Source organism: Pantoea sp. (genome assembly GCF_039594315.1).
GTDB lineage: Bacteria > Pseudomonadota > Gammaproteobacteria > Enterobacterales > Enterobacteriaceae > Pantoea.
This window is the reverse complement of the sequence record NZ_JBCNNP010000010.1, coordinates 108810-131581: the sequence shown is the minus strand read 5'-3', so window position 1 is coordinate 131581 and position 22772 is coordinate 108810. Positions and strand designations below refer to the sequence as shown.

Annotated in this window: 20 protein-coding genes; 14 read left to right on the top strand and 6 right to left on the bottom strand. The window is 51.7% G+C overall.

All coding sequences use genetic code 11. From position 1 onward, the window contains the following. Positions 1–74 precede the first annotated feature (74 nt). From dnaB to ABDW13_RS09660, 7 genes are all read left to right on the top strand, one after another. The gene (gene dnaB / locus ABDW13_RS09690) at positions 75–1481 is read left to right on the top strand and encodes a replicative DNA helicase (protein ID WP_343552349.1); all 1407 of its coding nucleotides are present in this window, start codon (positions 75–77) and stop codon (positions 1479–1481) included. A gap of 128 nt (positions 1482–1609) precedes the next feature. Next, positions 1610–2101, top strand: a complete 492-nt coding sequence (locus ABDW13_RS09685) for an Lrp/AsnC family transcriptional regulator (RefSeq protein ID WP_343552348.1) — start codon at positions 1610–1612, stop codon at positions 2099–2101. 228 nt (positions 2102–2329) lie between these two features. Further along, positions 2330–2944 (top strand): YitT family protein, encoded by a 615-nt coding sequence (locus ABDW13_RS09680; RefSeq protein ID WP_343552347.1) that lies wholly within the window; start codon positions 2330–2332, stop codon positions 2942–2944. Between the two features lie 45 nt (positions 2945–2989). Continuing rightward, entirely contained in the window at positions 2990–4183 is a 1194-nt protein-coding gene (locus ABDW13_RS09675; RefSeq protein ID WP_343552346.1) for an amino acid aminotransferase, read from the top strand. A 184-nt stretch (positions 4184–4367) separates the two neighbouring features. Beyond that, on the top strand, positions 4368–5903 hold the full coding sequence (locus ABDW13_RS09670) for a catalase (RefSeq protein WP_343552345.1): 1536 nt from the start codon (positions 4368–4370) through the stop codon (positions 5901–5903). Between the two features lie 110 nt (positions 5904–6013). Beyond that, positions 6014–6433, top strand: a complete 420-nt coding sequence (locus tag ABDW13_RS09665; protein ID WP_343552344.1) for a secondary thiamine-phosphate synthase enzyme YjbQ — start codon at positions 6014–6016, stop codon at positions 6431–6433. 3 nt (positions 6434–6436) lie between these two features. Beyond that, entirely contained in the window at positions 6437–6787 is a 351-nt protein-coding gene (locus tag ABDW13_RS09660) for an MmcQ/YjbR family DNA-binding protein (RefSeq protein ID WP_343552343.1), read from the top strand. 6 nt (positions 6788–6793) lie between these two features. Here ABDW13_RS09660 and ABDW13_RS09655 read toward each other — a convergent pair whose 3' ends face one another. Together ABDW13_RS09655 and uvrA are read right to left on the bottom strand one after the other, a co-directional pair. After that, complete coding sequence (locus ABDW13_RS09655) at positions 6794–7858, bottom strand: NAD(P)-dependent alcohol dehydrogenase (RefSeq protein ID WP_343552342.1); 1065 nt, start codon at positions 7856–7858, stop codon at positions 6794–6796. A 209-nt stretch (positions 7859–8067) separates the two neighbouring features. Beyond that, a complete protein-coding gene (uvrA, locus tag ABDW13_RS09650) occupies positions 8068–10896 on the bottom strand; it encodes an excinuclease ABC subunit UvrA (protein WP_343552341.1) in 2829 nt (942 codons plus the stop codon). 221 nt (positions 10897–11117) lie between these two features. On the opposite strand from uvrA, the gene ssb1 reads away from it, so the two are divergent. The 3 genes from ssb1 (at position 11118) to ABDW13_RS09635 (ending at position 15117) form a co-directional block, all read left to right on the top strand. Continuing rightward, complete coding sequence (ssb1, locus tag ABDW13_RS09645; RefSeq protein ID WP_343552340.1) at positions 11118–11660, top strand: single-stranded DNA-binding protein SSB1; 543 nt, start codon at positions 11118–11120, stop codon at positions 11658–11660. 116 nt (positions 11661–11776) lie between these two features. Continuing rightward, on the top strand, positions 11777–13876 hold the full coding sequence (locus tag ABDW13_RS09640; RefSeq protein WP_343552339.1) for a RecQ family ATP-dependent DNA helicase: 2100 nt from the start codon (positions 11777–11779) through the stop codon (positions 13874–13876). Further along, complete coding sequence (locus ABDW13_RS09635; protein WP_343552338.1) at positions 13873–15117, top strand: DNA-processing protein DprA; 1245 nt, start codon at positions 13873–13875, stop codon at positions 15115–15117. Before ABDW13_RS09640 ends, ABDW13_RS09635 begins: the two co-directional genes overlap by 4 nt. A 15-nt stretch (positions 15118–15132) precedes the next feature. Here ABDW13_RS09635 and ABDW13_RS09630 read toward each other — a convergent pair whose 3' ends face one another. After that, positions 15133–15660, bottom strand: a complete 528-nt coding sequence (locus ABDW13_RS09630) for an isochorismatase family protein (RefSeq protein WP_343552337.1) — start codon at positions 15658–15660, stop codon at positions 15133–15135. A gap of 123 nt (positions 15661–15783) precedes the next feature. Here ABDW13_RS09630 and ABDW13_RS09625 point away from each other — a divergent pair, with 123 nt between their 5' ends. Further along, a complete protein-coding gene (locus ABDW13_RS09625) occupies positions 15784–16614 on the top strand; it encodes an AraC family transcriptional regulator (RefSeq protein ID WP_343552336.1) in 831 nt (276 codons plus the stop codon). A 73-nt stretch (positions 16615–16687) separates the two neighbouring features. Further along, the gene (locus ABDW13_RS09620) at positions 16688–17641 is read left to right on the top strand and encodes a DMT family transporter (RefSeq protein WP_343552335.1); all 954 of its coding nucleotides are present in this window, start codon (positions 16688–16690) and stop codon (positions 17639–17641) included. Positions 17642–18574: 933 nt separating this feature from the next. Here the strand turns inward: ABDW13_RS09620 and ABDW13_RS09615 are convergent. Next, positions 18575–18970, bottom strand: a complete 396-nt coding sequence (locus tag ABDW13_RS09615; RefSeq protein WP_097095207.1) for a transposase — start codon at positions 18968–18970, stop codon at positions 18575–18577. 526 nt (positions 18971–19496) lie between these two features. On the opposite strand from ABDW13_RS09615, the gene ABDW13_RS09610 reads away from it, so the two are divergent. Both ABDW13_RS09610 and ABDW13_RS09605 read left to right on the top strand, forming a co-directional pair. After that, positions 19497–20753: a polysaccharide biosynthesis C-terminal domain-containing protein gene (locus tag ABDW13_RS09610; RefSeq protein ID WP_343552334.1), complete on the top strand. Its 1257-nt coding sequence runs from the start codon at positions 19497–19499 to the stop codon at positions 20751–20753. A gap of 8 nt (positions 20754–20761) precedes the next feature. Beyond that, positions 20762–21712 carry an ATP-grasp fold amidoligase family protein gene (locus ABDW13_RS09605; RefSeq protein WP_343552333.1) on the top strand — a complete coding sequence of 317 codons (951 nt, stop codon included), beginning with the start codon at positions 20762–20764 and terminating at the stop codon, positions 21710–21712. A gap of 56 nt (positions 21713–21768) precedes the next feature. Here the strand turns inward: ABDW13_RS09605 and ABDW13_RS09600 are convergent, their stop codons facing one another. Both ABDW13_RS09600 and soxS read right to left on the bottom strand, forming a co-directional pair. Next, positions 21769–22050 carry a YjcB family protein gene (locus tag ABDW13_RS09600; protein WP_343552332.1) on the bottom strand — a complete coding sequence of 94 codons (282 nt, stop codon included), beginning with the start codon at positions 22048–22050 and terminating at the stop codon, positions 21769–21771. 260 nt (positions 22051–22310) lie between these two features. Then, a complete protein-coding gene (soxS, locus tag ABDW13_RS09595) occupies positions 22311–22742 on the bottom strand; it encodes a superoxide response transcriptional regulator SoxS (protein WP_343552331.1) in 432 nt (143 codons plus the stop codon). Positions 22743–22772 lie beyond the last annotated feature (30 nt).

The following is a 22772-nucleotide window of genomic DNA, read 5'->3' as shown; positions in this document are numbered from 1 at the left end:
TTCTGACTCCTGTGATTGTTCATCCTGGGACGGTATACTTGCGCGTCCCTTTCACGATCGGTAATGCATTCACTATGGCAGGAAATAAACCCACCAACAAATCGAACGAACCCCGCGATCGGCAGCTGGAAGGCGTGAAAATGCCGCCGCATTCCATAGAAGCGGAGCAGTCGGTGCTCGGTGGGTTGATGCTGGATAACCAGCGCTGGGACAACGTCTCTGAGCGCGTGGTCGCCAATGATTTCTTCAACCGCTCGCACCGCATGATCTTCAGCGAAATGCAGCGTTTGCTGGAAGCTGGCCAGCCGATCGACCTGATTACGCTCTCTGAATCACTGGAAACGCTCGGTGAACTGGAGATGGCAGGCGGCTTTGCTTATCTCGCTGAATTAGCCAAAAACACGCCAAGTGCGGCGAACATCGGCGCTTATGCCGATATCGTGCGTGAACGTGCCGTGGTACGTGAGATGATCTCGGTGGCGAATCAGATCGCCGATGCGGGTTACGATCCGCAAGGTCGTAGCAGCGAAGATCTGCTCGATTTCGCCGAATCCAACGTATTTAAAATCGCCGAGCAGCGTGCCAATAAAGATCAGGGCCCGCAGAACATCGAGCAGATTTTGGAAGCGACGGTCTCGCGTATTGAGTCGCTGGTTTCCACGCCGCACGATGGCGTGACCGGCGTCGATACCGGCTATCAGGATCTCAACAAGAAAACTGCCGGTTTGCAGGGCTCAGATCTGATTATCGTTGCGGCGCGTCCTTCAATGGGTAAAACCACCTTCGCCATGAATCTGTGCGAAAACGCCGCGATGCTGCAAGACAAACCGGTGCTGATTTTTAGCCTTGAAATGCCCAGCGAGCAATTGATGATGCGTATGCTGGCGTCGCTGTCGCGCGTTGACCAAACGCGCATTCGTACCGGTCAATTAGAAGATGAAGATTGGGCGCGCATTTCCGCCACCATGGGGATTTTGCTCGAGAAGAAGAACATGTTTATTGATGACTCTTCTGGCCTGACGCCAACCGAAGTGCGTTCACGTGCACGTCGTATCTTCCGTGAAAACGGCGGCTTAAGTCTGATCATGATCGACTACTTGCAGCTGATGCGTGTGCCGGCGTTATCCGACAACCGTACGCTGGAGATCGCCGAGATTTCGCGCTCGCTGAAAGCGCTGGCGAAAGAACTGAATGTGCCGGTGGTGGCGCTGTCGCAGCTGAACCGTTCATTGGAGCAGCGTGCAGATAAACGCCCGGTTAACTCGGATCTGCGTGAATCCGGTTCGATCGAGCAGGATGCCGACTTGATCATGTTCATCTATCGTGACGAGGTGTATCACGAAAACAGCGATCTGAAAGGCATTGCTGAGATCATCCTTGGTAAGCAGCGTAACGGCCCGATCGGTACCGTACGTTTGACCTTTAATGGCCAATGGTCGCGTTTTGACAACTATGCTGGCCCGCAATACGACGACGAATAATCCTTTCTCCCCGTATGCATGCACGATTTGTGCATGCATTTCACGTCATCAGAAAATAGTGTTGGACAACCCCGGCTTTAATCAGGTTATCTGTACCAAAGCGAACCCTATAACGCTGTGGAAACAGAATGACTCAGGTAGACGATCACGACCTTAAGATATTGACATTACTACAATCTAACGGACGCCTCACCAACCAGGAACTCAGCGATTTAGTCGGACTTTCGGCGTCTCAATGTTCACGCCGCCGCATCAATCTGGAGCAGGCAAACCTCATTCTTGGCTATCACGCACGTCTTTCACCGGACGCGGTTGGCTTGGGCATGGTGGGATTAATTGAAGTGCGATTGAAAAATCACACGCCGGATTACGAAGAGAATTTCCATCGCATGGTGGAGGAAGAACCTGCCATCGTTGATGCGTTTAAAACCACCGGTGATGCCGATTATCTGCTGAAAGTGGCGGTGGCCGATCTGGCGTCATTAAGCGCGCTGATCAGCCAGTTAGTCGCCGGACATCAAAGCGTTGCGCACGTAAAAACATCCGTAGTATTGAGCCGTTTAAAAGAGAACGGTTTGATGATGATCCCTCAGCACAAAACGCGCCAAAAAAGTGCATGATGTGCTAATCTGGTGCAATTATTGCCAAATAAATGCAAAAAACGCGCACCAGAAAACATATTTGTGCATGAATTGATGGTTTGAATCCAGGTTAATGCACAAAAACCTGCAATAAAGCGCCTTAGTTATCAATTGGATAATCACTGGCACCCATCGGCGGCGCGCATAAGCCGCCGATGTGGTGCGTTTTTTGCATTTGAAGCGCATCATTTGCAATGAGATTAACCCATGGATAACGTCGTTCAACCCACCAAAGTTCCCCATTCGCTGATTGAAGATGCGCTGGCGATCGTCCTCGGCACGCTAATGGTGTCATTTGGCGTGATTATGCTGAAACAAGCGGGCGCATTAACCGGCAGTTCGGCGGGTATTGCCTTCTTAATCAGCTACTTATCGCCGCTCTCATTTGGTAGTGCTTTCTTCCTGATCAACCTGCCATTTTACTGGCTGGCGGTGCGCCGCATGGGCTGGGAATTTACGCTGAAAACCTTCTGCGCGGTTGGCCTGGTTTCGCTGTTTACCCACCTCCATCCGTTATTCGTGCATTTTTCTGCATTAAATCCGTTTTATGCGACACTGCTCGGTAACGTGGTGATGGGCATTGGGTTTATAGTGTTGTTCCGCCATAAAGCCAGCTTGGGCGGCATCAATATTTTGGCGCTGTGGATGCAGGATCGCTTCGGTCTGCGTGCTGGAAAGCTACAAATGGCGGTGGATACCTGCGTGGTACTGGCGTCACTGTTTGTGGTTTCGCTACCGATGCTGCTGGCCTCAATTGCGGGTGCGGTGATCCTCAATCTGATCATCGCAATGAATCATCGTCCTGGCCGTTACATGGTTTGATGACGCCTTACCTCATATTTATGAACAATCATGGAGATCTGCACCGTGTTTCAAAACGTTGATGCCTATGCCGGCGATCCGATTCTATCGCTGATGGAAACCTTCAAACAAGATCCGCGCGATAACAAAGTGAATCTGAGCATTGGCCTCTATTACAACGAAGCGGGCATCATTCCTCAGCTGCAAGCGGTTGCCGCAGCCGAAGAGCGTCTGCAAGCGCAGCCTCATCAGGCTTCGTTGTATCTGCCGATGGAAGGTCTGAACGCTTACCGTAACGCGATTGCGCCGCTGCTGTTTGGTAAACAACATCCGATGCTGCAAGCGGGCCGCATTGCCTCTATCCAAACCCTGGGCGGTTCAGGCGCATTGAAAGTCGGTGCGGATTTCCTTAAGCGCTATTTCCCGAACTCAAACGTCTGGGTCAGCGATCCAACGTGGGAAAACCACATCGCGATTTTCAACGGTGCCGGTTTTGAGGTGAATACTTATCCGTGGTACGACGCGGAAACCAACGGCGTGAAGTTTGATGCGTTTATCGCCAAGCTGAAAACCTTGCCGAAGCAATCGATCGTGCTGCTACACCCGTGCTGTCACAACCCAACCGGTGCCGACCTGACTAACGCGCAGTGGGACGAAACTACCGAAGTGCTGAAAGCGCAGGAACTGATTCCGTTCCTCGATATCGCTTATCAGGGCTTTGGTGCGGGCATGGAAGCGGATGCGTATGCGATTCGCGCCATCGCCGCAGCAGGCTTGCCAGCGCTGGTCAGCAACTCGTTCTCGAAAATCTTCTCGCTGTACGGCGAGCGCGTTGGCGGCTTGTCTATCGTCTGCGATAGCGCAGAAGAGTCAGCGCGCGTGTTGGGCCAGTTGAAAGCTACCGTGCGTCGCAACTACTCCAGCCCGCCAAACTTCGGTGCGCAGGTGGTTTCTTGCGTGCTGAACGATGAAGCACTGCTGAAAAACTGGCTGGCTGAAGTGGAAGAGATGCGTTTGCGCATCATCGAAATGCGTCAGGCCTTAGTTAAGGTGCTAAGCACCAAACTGCCGGGCCAAAACTTCGATTACCTGCTGAAGCAGCGCGGTATGTTCAGCTACACCGGGTTGAGCGCGCAGCAGGTTGATCGTCTGCGCGACGAGTTTGGCGTCTACCTGATCTCCAGCGGCCGCATGTGCGTGGCAGGCTTGAACAGCCGCAACGTCAATCAGGTGGCTGAGGCGTTTGCCGCGGTAATGTAAGACAGATTCAGATGCACACTAAACCGTCAGTCTCGGCTGGCGGTTTTTTTATAACTTTTTTGTTAACTACAAACGAGACTAGTCCTGTTAGCGCATCTCAGTCTGAGTGTAAATATTCTCCAGCCTTAAACGGCGCGAGCGCGGCATTGAAGTCGCAAACTTACACTCACAAGGAAGCACGCTTATGACCCGGACCGCTTACTCTTTTGCAGTCAAACCCCTCGCTTATGTATTTGCTTTAGCCTTCTCCCTGCCAGCCTTCAGCACCACCTTAACCCGTGACAACGGCGCACCTGTTGGCGATAACCAAAACTCACAAACTGCGGGCGAAAATGGCGCCGTATTGCTGCAAGATGTGCAACTAATCCAGAAGCTGCAACGCTTTGATCGTGAACGTATTCCAGAGCGTGTGGTGCATGCGCGTGGTACCGGTGCACACGGTGAGTTTCGCGCTAGCAAAGACATCAGCGATTTAACCATTGCTGAAGTGTTCAAGCCGGGCAGCGTTACGCCGGTCTTTGTGCGTTTCTCTTCGGTGGTACACAGTAAACATTCACCGGAAACGCTGCGCGATCCGCGTGGTTTCGCCACCAAGTTTTACACCAACCAGGGCAACTGGGATTTAGTCGGTAACAATCTGCCAGTGTTCTTCATTCGTGATGCGATTAAGTTCCCGGACATGGTGCATGCATTTAAGCCCGATCCGCGCACCAACCTCGGCAATGATGCCCGCACCTTTGATTTCTTCTCGCACGTACCAGAAGCGACGCACGGTTTGACCATGCTGTTTTCCAACATGGGCACGCCAGCCAACTATCGTCAGATGGATGGCAATAGTGTGCACGCCTATAAGTTCGTCAATGCCAAAGGTGAAGTGCACTACGTGAAGTTCCACTGGAAAACCTTGCAGGGCGAAAAGAACCTCGATCCTGGCGAAGTGGCAGCGATTCAAAGTACCAACTTCAGCCATATGACCGAAGATTTGGTTACGGCAATCAACCAAAAACAGTTCCCGAAATGGGATCTCTACATTCAAACCATCAAAGCCAGCGATGTGGATAAGTACGACTTCAACCCGTTGGATGCCACCAAAATCTGGCCAGGCATTGCGGAAGTGAAAGTTGGCCAAATGGAGTTGAACCGCAACGTTGATAACTTCTTCCAGGAAACCGAACAGGTCGCGATGGCGCCATCAAATCTGGTGCCGGGCATCGAGCCTTCAGAAGATCGCCTGCTGCAAGGCCGTTTGTTCTCCTATGCGGATACGCAAATGTACCGCGTCGGTGCCAACGGTTTGAGCCTGCCGGTCAACGCACCGCGCGTTGCCGTGAGTAATGGCAATCAGGATGGCGCGATGAATGACGGTAAAGCCGACGATCATGGCGTTAACTATCAACCAAGCCGCATTTATCCGCGTGAAGAAGTGCAAAGTGCGCGTTACAGCCTCAGCCCGCTGAGCGGTACCACACAGCAGGCGATGATTGCCAAAACGCAGAACTTTAAGCAGGCCGGCGATCTGTATCGTTCCTTCAACGCTAAAGAGAAAACCGATCTGATTAACTCGCTCGGTGGCGCGCTGAAAGGCGTTGATGTGCAGAGCCGCGCGATCATGCTTTCGTATTTCTACAAAGCCGATAAAGAGTACGGCGAGCGTTTAGCTGCCATCACCAAAGATGATGTTGGCAGCATCAAAGCGATGGCCGCGAAGCTCAACGACTAACCTTCAGGCGGCAGACATCACGCTCTGCCGCTTTTTCCTCTTCCAAGGGTTTACCTTTCGCCGACATGCTGCACACTTAACGGGTGTGTTTTTAACTTTAGGATTTTGGCATGTGGCATCAACAAACCCTCACGCTCAGCGCTAAAACGCGCGGTTTCCATTTGATTACCGACGAGATTATCGCTCAGCTGCACGGCTTATCTGCTGATGTTCGTGTCGGCCAACTGCATCTCTTGCTGCAACACACATCGGCGTCACTGACGCTAAATGAAAATTGCGATCCCACGGTGCGCAGCGATATGGAGCAGCATTTCTTACGCGATGTTCCAGAAAATGCGCCTTATGAACATGATTACGAAGGGGCTGATGACATGCCCGCTCACATTAAATCGTCGTTACTCGGCGTATCGTTGCTGATTCCGATCAACCGTGGCCGCCTAATGCTCGGAACGTGGCAGGGAATCTGGCTGGGTGAACATCGGGTGCACGGCGGTGAGCGCCGCATCGTGGCGACCCTACAAGGGGAATAGAATATGAACACATCGGATTTATTAAGCTATTGCATGGATAAGCCCGGCGCGGAGCAAAGTTATAAGGAGTGCTGGCAGGCGACACAAATCAAAAGCGAAGGCGTGCTGTTTGCCATGTTGTACGAGGTGCAAGGGCGTCCCGCGTTGTCGCTTAAATCATCTCCGGCGCTGGCGGATTTATTGCGTGAGGAGCATAACGATGTGTTTCCCAGCGAGCATTTGAATAAATCGCACTGGAGCACGTTGTGGCTGGATGGTTCGCTGAAGGATTCGCAGATTTACTATCTGGTGGATGCCTCCTGGCAACAGGCTGACGCCACGCGCGAAGCGGGCGTCAACCATGATGAACACTGAGGCGTATTAAGCCGCAGATTCTTCGCGCAGGGTATTGATATCAATCACGAAGCGGTATTTCACGTCGCTTTTCAGCATACGTTCGTAGGCTTCGTTGATTTGATTCATCGCGATCAGTTCGATATCCGAAGTGATGCCATGTTTGCCGCAGAAATCCAGCATCTCCTGCGTTTCAGCAATACCGCCAATCAGTGAACCGGCGATGCTGCGACGTTTGAAGATCAGGTTAAACACCTGCGGTGCTGGGTGATCGTGCTCCGGCGCGCCAACCAGCGTCATGTTGCCATCACGCTTCAGCAGGGCGATAAACGGATTGAGATCGTGCTGCGCCGCCACGGTGTTGAGGATGAAATCGAAGCTATTGGTATGCGCGGCCATTTGGTCGGCATCTTTCGAGATAACCACTTCATCTGCACCCAGACGCTTACCATCTTCAATTTTCGATGGTGACGTGGTGAACAACACCACATGCGCACCCATCGCATGCGCCAGTTTCACGCCCATGTGACCCAAACCACCTAAGCCGACGATGCCGACTTTTTTACCCGGACCCACGTTCCAGTGACGCAGCGGCGAGTAAGTGGTGATACCGGCGCACAGCAGCGGCGCAACGCCAGCCAGATCCAGATTTTCCGGCACACGCAGCACAAAGCTTTCATCAACCACCATGCTGGTGGAGTAGCCGCCGTAGGTAATGGCTTTGGTTTCACGGTCTTCACCGTTGTACGTGCCAACGAAGCCGTTTTCGCAATACTGTTCCAGGCCTTCCTGGCAGCTCGGACAGCTGCGGCAAGAGTCGACCATACAGCCAACGCCCACCAAATCGCCCACTTTGTAGTTGTGGGTGTGTGCGCCAACAGCCGTCACGCGGCCCACGATTTCGTGGCCTGGCACCACTGGGAAGATGGTGTTACGCCATTCGTTGCGTGCGGTATGCAAATCAGAGTGGCAAACGCCACAGTACAACACTTCAATCTGCACATCATGAGCGCGCAGTTCGCGTGGCTTGAAGTCGAACGGGGCGAGTTTTGATTTCGCGTCCTGTGCGGCATAGGCATGCGTAATATTCATGGTGTCTCCAGTAGGATGTGTCGTGATTTTTTGCGGGATCCCGTATGGGATAAAGGCGCGTGAGTCACGCCAAAAAGGAACGTTGTAAGGATAGTCAGCAGAGGGGAAAGCGTATATGCCTGAAGTTGTCTGATTCTTGCCTGTTCCTGCATTTCGATGCGGAATTCGGCAGCAAAAAGCAGGCCCGCAATCGCGGGCCTGAGAGAAAATTACTTTTTCAACATGGGCTTAAGGAAGCGTGCGGTATGCGATCTTTCACACTCCGCCACAGTTTCCGGCGTGCCAGCAATTAAGATTTCACCGCCGCCGCTACCGCCTTCTGGTCCGAGATCAACAATCCAGTCCGCGGTTTTTACTACGTCGAGGTTGTGCTCAATCACCACAATGGTGTTGCCCTGATCGCGCAACTGATGCAGCACTTCCAGCAACTGCTGAATGTCGGCAAAATGCAGGCCAGTTGTCGGTTCATCCAGAATATACAGCGTTTGGCCGGTGCCGCGTTTGGACAGCTCACGCGCAAGTTTTACACGCTGCGCTTCACCGCCCGACAGCGTGGTCGCGGATTGACCCAGACGAATATACGACAGACCCACATCGATCAGCGTTTGCAGCTTACGCGCTAGCGCGGGTACGGCATCAAAGAATTCGCGTGCTTCTTCAATGGTCATATCCAGCACTTCGTGGATGCTCTTGCCTTTGTACTTAATCTCCAGCGTTTCACGGTTATAGCGCTTGCCTTTGCACTGGTCGCACGGCACATAGACGTCCGGCAGGAAGTGCATTTCAACTTTGATCACGCCGTCGCCCTGGCAGGCTTCACAGCGGCCACCGCGCACGTTGAAGCTAAAGCGGCCCGGATTGTAACCACGTGAACGCGCTTCCGGCACACCGGCGAACAGTTCACGTACCGGCGTGAAAATACCAGTGTAGGTTGCCGGGTTAGAACGTGGCGTACGACCAATGGGGCTTTGATCGATATCGATGACTTTGTCGAAATGCTCCAGACCAGCGATCTCGCGATACGGTGCCACTTCAGTGGTGGTCGCGCCGTTGAGCTGGCGCTGCGCAATTGGGAACAAGGTATCGTTGATCAGCGTCGATTTACCCGAACCGGACACGCCGGTAATGCAGGTAAACAGGCCAACCGGAATTGTCAGCGTCACATCTTTAAGGTTGTTACCGCGCGCGCCGGTCAGTTTCAGCACTTTGGCCGGATCGCCTTTCACGCGCTGTTTTGGAATCGCGATTTCACGTTTGCCGCTCAGGAACTGGCCGGTCAGAGAATTTTCATTCGCCATGATCGCGTGCACATCGCCTTCGGCAACCACTTGACCGCCATGCACACCCGCGCCAGGCCCGATATCAATCACGTGGTCAGCGGCGCGAATCGCATCTTCATCATGTTCCACCACAATTACGGTGTTGCCAAGATCGCGCAGATGAATCAGCGTGCCGAGCAGGCGTTCGTTATCACGCTGATGCAGACCGATTGACGGCTCATCCAGCACGTACATTACGCCCACCAAGCCAGCACCAATCTGGCTGGCCAGACGAATACGCTGCGCTTCACCGCCGGACAGCGTTTCCGCCGAACGTGACATCGACAGATAATTCAAACCGACGTTAACCAGGAAGCTTAGGCGATCACCGATCTCTTTCAGGATTTTCTCGGCGATTTGCGCGCGCTGACCGCTGAGTTTTAGATTGCGGAAGAAATCGGTGGCATGCCCGATGCTCATCTCTGAAATGGTGGGCAGATCAGTGTTTTCCACAAACACATGGCGCGCTTCACGGCGCAGACGCGTGCCGTCGCAGCTAGTACAAGAGCGATTGCTGATGAACTTCGCCAGCTCTTCACGCACGGCATTGGATTCCGTCTCTTTATAACGGCGCTCCATGTTATGCAGCACGCCTTCAAACGGATGACGACGTACGGAGGTATCACCGCGATCGTTGATGTATTTGAATTCGATATTCTCTTTGCCAGAGCCGTACAAAATCACCTGGCGCGCTTTGTCGCTCAGGCTATTGAATGGCGCTTCGACATCGAATTCCAGATGTTCTGCCAATGAACGTAGCATCTGGAAGTAATAGAAGTTGCGGCGATCCCAGCCGCGAATCGCGCCGCCAGCTAATGACAGCTCGGGATTTTGCACCACGCGATCGGGATCGAAATATTGCTGCACGCCCAAACCATCGCAGGTTGGACACGCGCCAGCCGGGTTGTTGAACGAGAACAAACGCGGCTCTAGCTCACTCATGCTGTAGCCACAAATCGGGCAGGCGAAGTTGGCGGAGAACAGCATCTCTTCGGCGTCAGTATCATCCATATCGGCGACGATGGCGGTGCCGCCGCTCAATGCCAACGTGGTTTCGAACGATTCGGCCAAACGTGTCGCCAGATCGTCGCGCACGCGGAAGCGGTCGATCACCACTTCAATGGTGTGCTTCTTCTGCAACTCAAGCTTTGGCGGATCGGAGAGATCGCACACTTCGCCGTCAATACGCGCGCGGATGTAACCCTGCGCGGCGAGATTTTCCAGCGTCTTGGTGTGCTCGCCTTTACGATCTTTCACCACCGGCGCCAGCAACATCAGGCGGCGACCTTCTTCCTGCGACAGCACCTGATCAACCATTTGGCTAACGGTTTGCGCCGCCAGCGGCACGTCATGATCCGGGCAGCGCGGCTCACCCACGCGGGCAAACAGCAGGCGCAGATAATCATGAATTTCAGTAATGGTGCCGACGGTCGAACGCGGGTTATGCGACGTCGATTTCTGCTCAATGGAAATGGCGGGCGACAGACCTTCAATATGGTCAACGTCCGGTTTCTCCATTAATGAAAGAAACTGACGCGCATAGGCTGAGAGCGATTCAACATAGCGGCGCTGACCTTCGGCATACAGCGTATCAAATGCCAGCGAAGACTTACCGGAACCCGACAGACCGGTGACCACAATGAGCTTATCGCGAGGGATGATCAGGTTGATATTTTTCAAATTATGGGTGCGAGCACCGCGGACTTCGATCTTATCCATTCACCTTTCCCGGATTGAACAACACTCGCCATGCCTTGCCAGCACGACCAGCAGAAACGCTCCATTATGGCACAAAAAATAAACTGAATAAATATCCAGTGTTTTTGCTATTCTGTCTGCCGTTAAAAATTGGAATCCCGCTCTGAAGTGGGAACCGCCAATGTGACGTGATACAATTTTTCGCTTAGACTTTTAGCATCAACTCATCGGGAGACAGCAACATGGCCAGTCGTGGCGTAAACAAAGTGATTCTAGTCGGGAATCTGGGTCAGGATCCGGAAGTGCGCTATATGCCAAATGGTGGCGCGGTAGCCAACATTACGCTGGCCACGTCAGAAAGCTGGCGCGATAAAACCACCGGTGAAAACAAAGAGATCACCGAATGGCACCGTGTTGTGCTGTTCGGCAAGCTGGCGGAAGTGGCGGGCGAATACCTGAAGAAAGGTTCTCAGGTTTACATCGAAGGCCAACTGCGCACCCGCAAATGGACCGATCAGAGCGGCCAGGAAAAATACACCACTGAAGTGGTCGTTAACGTGGGCGGCACCATGCAGATGCTGGGCGGACGCCAACAAGGCGCGGGCGCACCAGCGGGTGGCCAGGGCGGTAACAACAACGGTTGGGGCCAGCCACAGCAGCCACAACAACAGCCTCAGGGCGGCGGCAACCAGTTCAGCGGCGGCGCGCAACAGCGTCCACAGCAGCAGAGCGCCCCGGCCAACAACGAACCACCAATGGATTTTGACGACGACATTCCGTTCTGATTTGTCTTTTCAAACCTATATAACTCAAAAGCCCTGTTTTACAGGGCTTTTTTGTCTCTAATAATCGGGTTTTAGGCGATTTTGAAAGGGAATTCAACGCACATTAAGGAGTGATGATGCAACATCAACTGGCACAAGAGTTACTAAAAACAGCGCTGGCAAATGAGCAGGCGCAGTTTCGTGAAGGACAGTGGGAAGCGATTGATGCGATCGTCAATCAACGGCAGAAATTGCTGGTGGTGCAACGCACGGGGTGGGGTAAAAGCTCCGTTTATTTCATCAGTGCCAAAATATTTCGCGACCGCGGAATGGGGCCGACAATCATTGTTTCGCCGCTGTTAGCCCTGATGCGCAACCAAATTGAATCTGCCCGGCGTTTGGGCATCGTGGCGGAAACCATGAACTCAGCCAATAGCACTGAATGGCAGAGTGTCACGCAACGTGTGTTGAATAATCAGATTGATTGTTTGTTGATCTCGCCAGAACGCCTCGCCAACGATCAGTTTATTGAAACGGTATTGCTGCCGATTGCCGACCGCATTGCTTTGATGGTGATCGATGAAGCGCACTGTATCTCGGATTGGGGGCACGATTTCCGCCCGGATTACCGACGAATCGTCAGTATATTGCGTCAACTACCAGCCAACACGCCGGTATTAGGCACCACGGCGACGGCGAACAATCGTGTTGTCGCAGATATTCAGCAGCAGTTGGGAGACATTCACATTCAACGTGGCGAGCTGACACGTAAAAGCCTGGCGTTGCAAACTATCGTCATGCCCGATCAGGCTTCACGTTTGGCTTGGCTGGCGCAGGTTGTCCCCACCTTATCGGGCACCGGTATTATCTACACCTTAACTGTGCGCGATGCCGAGCAAGTTGCCGCATGGTTACGCAGCCAAAATATTGATGCGCTTGCCTATCATGGCAGCGTTGAAGCATCGGGTTTTGATAGCAGTAACGACTATCGCCAGCATCTTGAAAATCGCTTATTGGCCAATCAATTGAAGGTGCTAGTTGCCACCACTGCACTTGGCATGGGCTACGATAAACCCGATTTAAGTTTTGTCTTGCACTATCAAGCGCCGGGCTCGATTGTGGCTTATTACCAGCAAGTCGGGCGTGCGGGGCGCGGTATTGATCAAGCCATTGGCGTGCTGATGTCGGGCGTTGAAGATCGCGATATTCACCACTTTTTTCGTCAGTCAGCTTTTCCGGCAGAAAGTCAGGTTCATGAGATTTTGCAGGTGTTGGAGCAGCATGATGGTTTATCGATACGTGACATTGAAGAGCAAACCAATTTACGTCAGGGGCAAATCGATAAAGTGCTGAAGTTGCTGAGCGTCGAGAATCCAGCGCCAGTAATTAAAGTGAAAAGCCAGTGGCGCAGAACACCAGTGCCTTTTCAGCTAGATCGCGATCGCATTACCCATCTGACGCGGCAACGAGAACTTGAGTGGCAGGAAGTGCAGAACTACATCGCGCATCGAGGTTGCTTGATGACCTTCTTGCGGCAATCGCTGGATGATGCAGATGCGACGTCGTGCGGTAAATGTGCCGCCTGCTGTGATGCGCCGTTGTTGCAGCAAACGCCAAATTCGCAGCTAGTGCACCAAGCAGCGACTTTTTTACAGCGTGCCGAAAGCATCATTACCCCAAAAATTCAGGTCGCTGCCCATGCCTTTACACATTATGGCTGGCGGGGAAATCTGCCGCTTAACTTGCGTGCGCAAGAAGGCCGGGTGCTGTCGCGCTGGGGTGATGCGGGATGGGGAAAAACTGTTGCCGCGCATAAAGCCGGTGGCTTTTATGGTGATGAACTGGTGGATGCCATGGCGGAAATGCTTGAGCAGCGTTGGCAGCTACAGCCTGCTCCGCTTTGGGTGTGCAACGTGCCTTCGCGTCGTCATCCTGAGTTGGTGGCCGATTTCACTCGTCGGCTGGCCGCACGTCTGGGCTTGCCATACATCAATGTGCTGCGAAAATTAATTGATAATCCACCACAAAAGAATCAGCACAACCGTTTTCACCAGTGTCGCAATCTGGACGGCGCATTTGCTGTCGGTGATGATGTACCCAATCAACCGGTGCTGTTGGTCGATGATATTGTTGATTCAGGGTGGACGCTGACGGTTATCGCTGCATTGTTACAGCAGGCCGGAAGCGGCATTGTTTATCCTGTTGCTCTTGCAACCTCTTCAGTGAGTGACTCATGAATTTATCACCGGTCGCCCAGGCGACGCTTTTGCTAACCAGCCACTTCTCATCGCAAAGCGAAGAAGAGAGCCAACCTCTTAGCAATGCTGAATGGGGGCGCTTTGCGCTATGGTTAAAGCATCACTCGGCAACCCCCGCAGATTTACTCTCCATATCACTCAATCCCTTACTGGCGGAATGGTCTGATGCGCGTATTAGCCGCGAGCGCATTGAAGCGTTGCTGAACCGCGGGCACAGCTTGGCGTTAGCAGTTGAGCGCTGGCAGCGAGCAGGTTTGTGGCTGGTGACTCGCTCAGATGCGGATTATCCCAAACAGCTCAAGCAGCAACTGAAAACGGATTCACCGCCGGTTCTGTTTGGCTGCGGCAATAAATCCTTGCTTAATAGTACCGGGCTGGCGGTTATTGGTTCGCGTAATGCCAGCGAAAACGATCTCGCTTTCAGTAAGCAAATCGGAGAGAAAGCGGCGTTGGCAAATACATCGGTGATTTCGGGTGGCGCGCGCGGCGTGGATGAGGCCGCGATGTTAGGTGCAATGCACCATGGCGGAAATGTTATCGGCGTGCTGTCAGACAGCTTACTTGCTGCTGCTACCAGCGTGAAATGGCGTAAAGGTTTGATGAATGGCAATCTTCTGCTGATATCGCCATTTTATCCTGAGGCCAAATTTAGCATTGGCAACGCGATGGCACGCAATAAGTATGTTTATTGCCTGGCGAAAAGTGCCTTGGTCGTTCATGCAGGGCAGAAAGGGGGAACGCTGGCGGGTGCCGAAGAGAATCTGCGTAAGCACTGGGTACCGCTCTGGGCCAAGCCAACAGATGATCCGCAATCCAGCAATGCGGAACTGATCAGGCAAGGAGCACAGTGGTGTGCAGAGAAAATAGAGCAAGTTGATATCGGCGGTTTACTCGAAGCCGAGCGTCAAAGCGAACAGCATGATCTTTTCGCCACCGCAGCGGAAGTCGGTCAGCTGCCGCTTTCGAAATATCATCAGCCAGATCACAACAGTCATGTCGTCCAGGAGCCTGATGGAATATGGCATCCCAGTGATTTCTATCTGATATTTCTGGCGCAGTTGCCATTATTAGCGGCATACCCCATTACGCTGGAAGAGCTCAGCGCCCGCACTGGCTTGCATCACGTACAACTAACCGCTTGGTTACAACGCGCGGTGAGTGATGACGTTATTGCGCAGTCATCAAGCCCCGAGCGCTATCAATGGAAAGTGAAAGTTTAAGTCAGATCGGCAAGCTTAATGCGGTCGCCATTCCCGCAATAGCTCCTCGGTTTCACGCACCAGCAAAGGGTTACCGGGCATGATCAAATCGGCCCACACTTCGTTGTGTTGATTGATCTGCTGTTGCGCCGTGGCATAAGTGCGATCCGCGGTGGTGTGCGCATCGGCGGCGACGGTAATGTGATAGCCGAGGCTGGCACCGACTTTGATGGTGGTATCGACGCAGTAATCCGTTGCACAGCCGCAAATCACAAAGCTCTCGATTCCGTGTTGATCGAGTTGTGCGGCGAGGTCGGTTTGCCAGAAGCTGTCGCAGGCGGTTTTATTGACGAAAAGGGCATTTGCCGGTTGCTCTAATTCAGCAACAATCGCCCATCCTGTTGATCCCACTTCCAAACCCGGCCCAACGTGCTGAATAAAAATCACCTGATCGGCGGCAGCAATTAACTGATTAATGCGTTCACAACGTCCAGCGCGATCAAAACGCGGCGTAGCCAGCACGCCATTTTGCATATCCACTACCACAACTACGCGATTCGCCATCTTTTCCTCCTTTATTAGTGTTGTCAGTGTGGAGTGCCAAAGCGCAGAGGTAAAGCAAATCACCTTTGCATTTCTTGCTCGTGCCGCGCATGCTTATGCACACTTTTTATGCGGAGGTGTGTTGTGAAGGTGGTTCCTGAAATCTTTCCTTGTGAGCAAGATCGTGCGCAGTTTCAGCATTTCGCTGAGCTGCCGGGCATCGAGCTGTATCAGGCGCACATCTCTCGCTACGCTTTTGAACCGCACACGCATGAAGCCTTTGGCGTCGGCACCATCGAATCTGGCGCCCAACGTTTTCGCTATCGCGGTGCCAATTACACCGCGCCGCAGCATTCGCTCGTAATGATGAATCCCGACGAACTGCATACCGGTGAATCTGCCTGTGAAGAAGGTTGGCGCTATCGCATGATCTATATCGATCCGCGCGAAATGGATCGTCTGACCGGCGATCGGAATTGGTGGTTTACCGATGCGTTGCGTACCGATGCGCGTTTAGCGCAGCCGTTTTCTCAGCTGCTGGCGCAAATGTGGCAGGCGGAAACCACGTTAGAACGCGAAAGCATTTTGCTCGAATTATTGGAATTGATGCGTCCGCTGGCGCGTCAGGGAACGCCAAGAGCATCAGAAGGCGCACATCGCTTCGATGCGGTGCGCGATTATTTACGCGATAACCTTGCCGAACCGGTTCGCCTCGAAGAGCTGGCCGCGCTGGCATCGCTGTCGCCGTGGCATTTTCTGCGCAGCTTCAAGCAGCACTTTCACGTCACGCCGCACCAAATGCTGATGGCGTTTCGCTTGTTCGAAGCCAAGCAGCAACTGGCGCGCGGCGAAAGTGCTGTTAACGTCGCGGCCTCGGTTGGCCTCACCGATCAAGCCCATCTCACCCGCGCCTTCGCGCATCGCTACGGCATCACGCCGGGGCGCTATCAGAAACAAGTTTTTCCTTCACGCTAACCGCAATCTGCTACAAGCCTTTCTCTGCGCGCTGCGGCACACTGCTGCGGAATGCTTATAAAGGAAGGGTTTTATGTTTGCTGGAATATTGTTCGCACTCGCGGCAGGATTGATGTGGGGACTGATCTTTGTCGGGCCGTTACTGATCCCCGATTATCCGGGCACCTTACAATCGGCCGGACGCTATGTAGCGTTTGGCTTGGTGGTGCTGCCGCTGGCCTGGTTGGATCGCCGTCGTTTACGTAAGCTGGCGCGCAAAGATTGGCTGGAAGCACTTAAGTTATCGCTAATTGGCAATTTGCTCTATTACGCCTTTCTCGCCAGCGCGATTCAGCGCACCGGCGCGCCGATTTCCACCATGATTATCGGCACCTTGCCGGTGGTGATCACCGTAACGGCGAATCTTTGTTATGGCCATCTTGAAGGGCGATTACCGTGGCGCAAGTTGACGCCAGCGTTGCTGATTATTGCCGCAGGTTTAGCGTGTGTGAATGCGGCTGAGTTACAAACCCAAGGGCCCGACTTTGATTGGTCGCGCTATTTAACCGGCTTGTTGTTGGCGGTGCTGGCGGTGGCGTGTTGGACATGGTATCCGCTGCGCAACGGTTTATGGCTGCGCGCACATCCACAACATAAACCCTCAAGCTGGGCGACTGCGCAAGGTTTGGTGACGCTGCCGCTGGCGTTGATTTTCTATCTATTAGTGTGTGGGCAGTTGTATTGGCAGCAGCCAGAATTCGCGCTGCCGTTTGGGCCGCAGCCGCAACGCTTTCTATTATTAATGCTGGCGATTGGGCTGATTTGCTCATGGTTGGGCACGCTATGCTGGAATGCCGCCAGCCAACGTGTGCCGACGGTGATCATGGGGCCGCTGATTGTGTTCGAAACGTTGGCTGGTTTGCTGTGGACATTTCTCTGGCGCCAGCACTGGCCGCCGCTGCTCACGGCCATTGGTATCTGTTGCCTGATTATTGGCGTGATTTACGCGATGCGCATTAAGCCACAACCGCAAGTCACCGCCCTTTAACGAAGCTAAAATAGTACGGCTGAACGGAATTCAGCCGTACTTTTCCCTGTATTTTTAAGAATTTGACCAGCCCCTCAACCGCTTCTAATTGCTTTTTACTGCGTTACACCCGCCTGCGTTATAACGATAATGCGAATTAAAGCTGCTTTTTTAGCCACTATTGGGCATATATACGCGCTCGTTAGCCACACCAACGCGTGGCAATGCGTTTCTTCAGAGATGGTTATCCACTCTTAAGCTGTCATTTAGCCGTCTAAAGCGCAGACAATTGGCAATAAAGCACCGGCACAGAGCGCTAAAAACATGCATTCAGCCTGCTTTTTATTGCCGTTTGGCACTGAAGATTATCACTGGAAAGCCACTTTAAGCTTAAGGGAATGGGCCGATGTTCAGACAGTTTCCATAATTGTCAGATAAAAAACCATTAAGCGCGGCGATGATTAAGGCAGGTAAATTTAACTTATCTGGCGTTTTTTAATAGTTATTGTTTAGGAGGTATAACGTATTTGATCCGGATTATTCCTGGCGGCGAATGAAGCAACAACTGCTACCTGCAGAGTAGAAAGTGAATTTTAGATAACACAGTAGATCCAATTAAAATTAGAGATAATGTGTGAGCGGTTACATGGCGTTGTTCATGAATGCTTAACAGAATTGTCTGCATTCAGTGCTGATGATTAATGTTGGTAAAGTAATAATCGAAGCGCCAATCTCACGTTAATGAGATTGGACTTCGGCTAAATGGCTTGAATAGAGAGACTTTTGCTGATGTGAATCAATTTTACCGCAAAAAAGGAAGCAATTCCGCGATGATATTCATCAGGAAAAAATGGAGCGAATTGTTATATCGTGAACGCCGAATTAAATGATCTTCATATCTTCTGGTAAGAACAAATCTCAGCATTAAGTCAAATAATATCGGCCTTAATGGAGTTAGCGATTATCTGTTCCTGAAGGGTAGTGATAAACACTGCGGCTAATATCCAGCAAGCGACAACTGCGACGAGTACCAATGTCGAAGGTGGTTTGCAGGAAGTTAACCGCCTGGCGCTTTTCATTTGTAGTGAAGAAGTTTTTCAGCACGCTTTGCAGCATTTCTTTGTCGGAACTCAGTGATTGCAGCTCGCGCGTGAGGTTAAGAAGCTGATCTTCTAGCTCCTTGATTTTGCGACCTTCTTCGGAAGAAAGACCAGAGAATTTCTTCTTCCAACTATAGAAAGTGGCCTCGGAAATGCCTAGCTCCTCACAAATCTCCCTGACTTTCACTCCCGTTTCAGAAGCTTTAATGGCATTTGTGATTTGCTCTTCGCTATATCGTGACTTTCTCATAAATGCTATTACCTTTCTTATCAATTAGTGGATGAGAATTACTGTATTAATATCTGGCACTGCAAAAACACTATTAATGCAGTATTAAAGTGCGCGATTAGAATTGCGAGGGTTAAATTAAGATATTTAGAATAAATATCATCATGGGATAAATCTTATTTTATTCTCAATGGCGTTGAACGCCTTCCTGGCTTTAGGTTTTTGATATAAATTCATTCCATCCCAAATGCAGAAAAATACTACATTCATTGTGAATTCGGCATAACCCAGTTGCGTAAATATCGGGGTGTGCTAGTAAACTTTTGCTTAGAATTTAGGCTGAAATCGTTTACATCCACTGAGTTTCGCACCGGATATAATCAGAATTTTCCTGAATATATTTTCTAATACCTGACGCGAATCTCATTTTTCGGACCAGATTGGTTTGAAGTTCATAAATTAAGTCAGGCCCACTGAGCGCTTGTTAATTCATTTCAAGGACGTTGTACCGAAAGTTGTGGTAGTACGGAATACTAAGGATCAGTCAATGAAATTGAGCGTAATGTCGAATGCCGCCTGGATGATGTCTGAAAAGATTGTCTCCGTGTTCGGCGTCATATTTGTGACCTCCTACGTGGCAAAATCCTTTGGCCCAACCATCTTCGGCCAAATGGCGTTTTCGACCTCGCTGTTTTCGATGGTGCAGACCGTGGCGATTTTCGGCACGGAAACCATTCTGTTTAAACGCATCAGTAAGAGTGCGCCAAAAGGCTTACGCCTGATGACGGTCGCACGCAATATGCGCATGGTTTTACTGCTGCTGACATCGCTGCCGGTGTTGATTTGGGTCTGGTACAACATGCAGGAGAATTTCCTCGCCTTTGCTCTGGCCTCGTTTATCTCCTCGGTTTTTGTGACGCAGGATACGTTCAGCGTCTATAACAACGCGCGTTTAGCCTCGCGGCTCAACACCATCGCCAACTCCGTCGGATTGTTGCTGGGCTTCAGCTTGAGTTTCACCATTGCCTGGCTGCACCTCAATCCGCTGTGGCTAACAGTGTCGATTGTGGCTGTGACGCTGGTGCCTTACGTCATCAAGCGTTTCAACTTCTATCGCGAAAATCAGGATGTGGCGCCGCCGCAGGATAAGCGCAACACCTATTTGCGCTATCTGCTGTACGCCGGATTGCCGCTGGCGATCTCCAGCATCTTTATCTCAGTACAGGTCAAAGCGGCGCAGATGTTCTTAGCCGGTATCGCTTCGGCGCGCGACCTCGGTCTATTTGCCGCAGCGAATACTATTTCGGCTTCATGGATTTTTATCCCCGTGGCCATCATCACTTCCTGCTTCTCGGAAATATTCCGCGAGCGTGGAGAAGCCGCCATCAAGCTCACCGCGCGGCTTAATGGCTATGTCATGGGTGTTTCATTGTTGTTGTTAGCGATGATCGCGATGTACGGCGAAAAAATCATCATCGCTTTGTATGGTCACGAGTACACACAGTCAGGAAGTCTCATTACGTTGTTGTCGTTAGCAACCTGCTTTTCGGCGATGGGCACCGTAGCGTATCGCTACATGGTCAAAGAGGGCGGGTTCAATTATCTGCTGAAGAAAATCGTTTGCCTGATGGTGATCAGCCTGCCGCTTTCATGGTGGCTGATTCAGGGCTACGGCATCATGGGTGCCGCCTGGAGCGTCTTCATCTCAGAATTGCTGTCTCTTACCGTAATGAATTACTTCTTCAAAAACGGCGTCATCCAAAAGATTCAAGTTTCCTCACTCAACTACAAAACCTACAAATGAGGTCCGATATGCTCAAGTTGAAAGATGAACTCAGAAGAAGTTTGCAGTATTTCATCAAGAAGATGCCTTGGTCTTACCAGGACCGGATTTACTATTTTCACAAGTTTCGCAAATTGCCAAACCTGCGTGAGCCAAAGGTCTTCAATGAGAAAGTGATGTACCGCAAATTCGTTCACGGCGATTACCAGATTTATGGTCGTCTGTCGGACAAATATTCGGTACGCGAATACATCGCTGAGAAAGTGGGCAGCGAATACCTGATCCCGCTGGTGTATGAAACCAGCGATCCGAGTTCGCTGCATACGCTGCCGCGCTGGAAAAATACCGTTATCAAGCCGAACCACGGTTCCAACATGGTGGAAATCCTGCTGGAAGAACCGGACGCGCTGAAGAAACAGCAGATCATCAGCGATTGCCATCGCTGGCTGAAAACCGATTTCGCCAATGAAGCGCGTGAGATTCACTATCGCTACATTAAGCCGCGCATTCTGGTGGAGCAGTACATTGGCGATGGTAAAACCGCGCCGATTGACTACAAATTCCACATGTTCAACAAGCGCGATGGCAGCTTTGAATATGTGTTGCAGGTGATCTACAACCGCTGCAATCCGCTGTTGTCGATGAATTTTTATGTCAACAATCTCAACGAGGCGTATCACAAAATTCGTGATACCGGGCTGGATGTGTCGAAACAAATGGCGCAGTTACAGCACGCGTTAGATTTAAGCAAAAAGCTGGCGAGTGATTTCGATTACGTCCGCGTGGATTGGTACATCGATGGCGAGCAGATCTACTTCGGCGAACTGACCTTTACGCCGGGTGCAGGATTGGTGACCGGTTTGGATCGGGGACTTAATCAGATGATGGGTGATATGTGGATTCAGGATCGTCGCGGTGCAAAGATACCGGGCGTCTCGGTGGGCGAAGTCGCGATTCCCGCCGTATTGAAGAAAATTTGATAATCACACAGCAAAATAAAAAACCCCGCAGATGCGGGGTTTTTTATTGGCGGCGATTAAGGCATCGGCCAATCGGTTGGCGTCTGGCTCATCACCTGAATAAAGGCGTTTTTGGAGATTTCCATAAAGTTGTGCAAATTCTCCATGCTCAAAGTAATACCGAGCAGGCCGGTCACGAACCAGCAAGACATGCCAACACCAATGCCACCGCACAGCAGCGCCATCACGTGATGACTGTTTTGACGCAGTCGAATTTTCATGGTGCTGGCGAAGAACATCATTACCGCACTCAGCAATTCCCAGCGCATAACAATCAAACTGGTAGTTAACGTAGCCATCTCTAAAGCCTCTTAAATCAGTGATATCCCCGACATTCGATCGACATCACTGGCGGCAAAGAAGGAAGGTCAGGGAGGCCCTTCTGGCCGTCTACGGCATGGTGGAAAGTGTGACTTGGCTCACATTATATCACTCGATTTTAAATTTTGAACAAAATTTATACCGGGTCAGGTAGAAAATTTTTTATCGAAGCGAGACGGGAAAGGCGAGAGAGGATGACGCTTAAAGAGGTGCGCCCGCGAAGGGCGCGCAGAAAAGGTCAGCTAACCGGGCAGCACTCGCCGGTGGTGCGCTGGGCAAAACTGTTCATGTTGTTGTCGGCGCAGTCAAAACTCAGCAAGCGTGGACGCTGAATCATCGCCTGACGGCGCATAGTGTGGCGATACGCGGTGGGCGTTTGCGAGAACTGACGGCGGAATACGCGCGAGAACGTCTGCTGCGAGTCGTAACCGTATTGCATGGCGATATCGAACACCGGGCGTTGCGTCTGGCGCAGCGCTTCGGCAGCCAATGTCAGGCGGCGTTCGCGAATATAGCCACCCAGCGTTTGTTTCGTGACTGCACGGAACATACGTTGCAGGTGCCATTTTGAATAACCTGATTTTGCCGCGACTTCATCAATCGACAGCGCTTTATCCAGATTCTGATCGATCCAGTGAGTCAGTGAATGAATGATTTCCTGTTGCATCATAGCCTCATCCTTCTGATGGTTTTTTGCCTG

Excerpts from the sequence above, each read along its gene's own strand:
- dnaB (WP_343552349.1), top strand. The coding sequence starts at position 75 with ATGGCAGGAAATAAACCCACCAACAAATCGAACGAACCCCGCGATCGG.
- ABDW13_RS09685 (WP_343552348.1), top strand. The coding sequence starts at position 1,610 with ATGACTCAGGTAGACGATCACGACCTTAAGATATTGACATTACTACAA.
- ABDW13_RS09680 (WP_343552347.1), top strand. The coding sequence starts at position 2,330 with ATGGATAACGTCGTTCAACCCACCAAAGTTCCCCATTCGCTGATTGAA.
- ABDW13_RS09670 (WP_343552345.1), top strand. The coding sequence starts at position 4,368 with ATGACCCGGACCGCTTACTCTTTTGCAGTCAAACCCCTCGCTTATGTA.
- ABDW13_RS09665 (WP_343552344.1), top strand. The coding sequence starts at position 6,014 with ATGTGGCATCAACAAACCCTCACGCTCAGCGCTAAAACGCGCGGTTTC.
- ABDW13_RS09660 (WP_343552343.1), top strand. The coding sequence starts at position 6,437 with ATGAACACATCGGATTTATTAAGCTATTGCATGGATAAGCCCGGCGCG.
- ABDW13_RS09655 (WP_343552342.1), bottom strand. The coding sequence starts at position 7,858 with ATGAATATTACGCATGCCTATGCCGCACAGGACGCGAAATCAAAACTC.
- uvrA (WP_343552341.1), bottom strand. The coding sequence starts at position 10,896 with ATGGATAAGATCGAAGTCCGCGGTGCTCGCACCCATAATTTGAAAAAT.
- ssb1 (WP_343552340.1), top strand. The coding sequence starts at position 11,118 with ATGGCCAGTCGTGGCGTAAACAAAGTGATTCTAGTCGGGAATCTGGGT.
- ABDW13_RS09640 (WP_343552339.1), top strand. The coding sequence starts at position 11,777 with ATGCAACATCAACTGGCACAAGAGTTACTAAAAACAGCGCTGGCAAAT.
- ABDW13_RS09635 (WP_343552338.1), top strand. The coding sequence starts at position 13,873 with ATGAATTTATCACCGGTCGCCCAGGCGACGCTTTTGCTAACCAGCCAC.
- ABDW13_RS09630 (WP_343552337.1), bottom strand. The coding sequence starts at position 15,660 with ATGGCGAATCGCGTAGTTGTGGTAGTGGATATGCAAAATGGCGTGCTG.
- ABDW13_RS09620 (WP_343552335.1), top strand. The coding sequence starts at position 16,688 with ATGTTTGCTGGAATATTGTTCGCACTCGCGGCAGGATTGATGTGGGGA.
- ABDW13_RS09615 (WP_097095207.1), bottom strand. The coding sequence starts at position 18,970 with ATGAGAAAGTCACGATATAGCGAAGAGCAAATCACAAATGCCATTAAA.
- ABDW13_RS09610 (WP_343552334.1), top strand. The coding sequence starts at position 19,497 with ATGAAATTGAGCGTAATGTCGAATGCCGCCTGGATGATGTCTGAAAAG.
- ABDW13_RS09605 (WP_343552333.1), top strand. The coding sequence starts at position 20,762 with ATGCTCAAGTTGAAAGATGAACTCAGAAGAAGTTTGCAGTATTTCATC.
- ABDW13_RS09600 (WP_343552332.1), bottom strand. The coding sequence starts at position 22,050 with ATGGCTACGTTAACTACCAGTTTGATTGTTATGCGCTGGGAATTGCTG.
- soxS (WP_343552331.1), bottom strand. The coding sequence starts at position 22,742 with ATGATGCAACAGGAAATCATTCATTCACTGACTCACTGGATCGATCAG.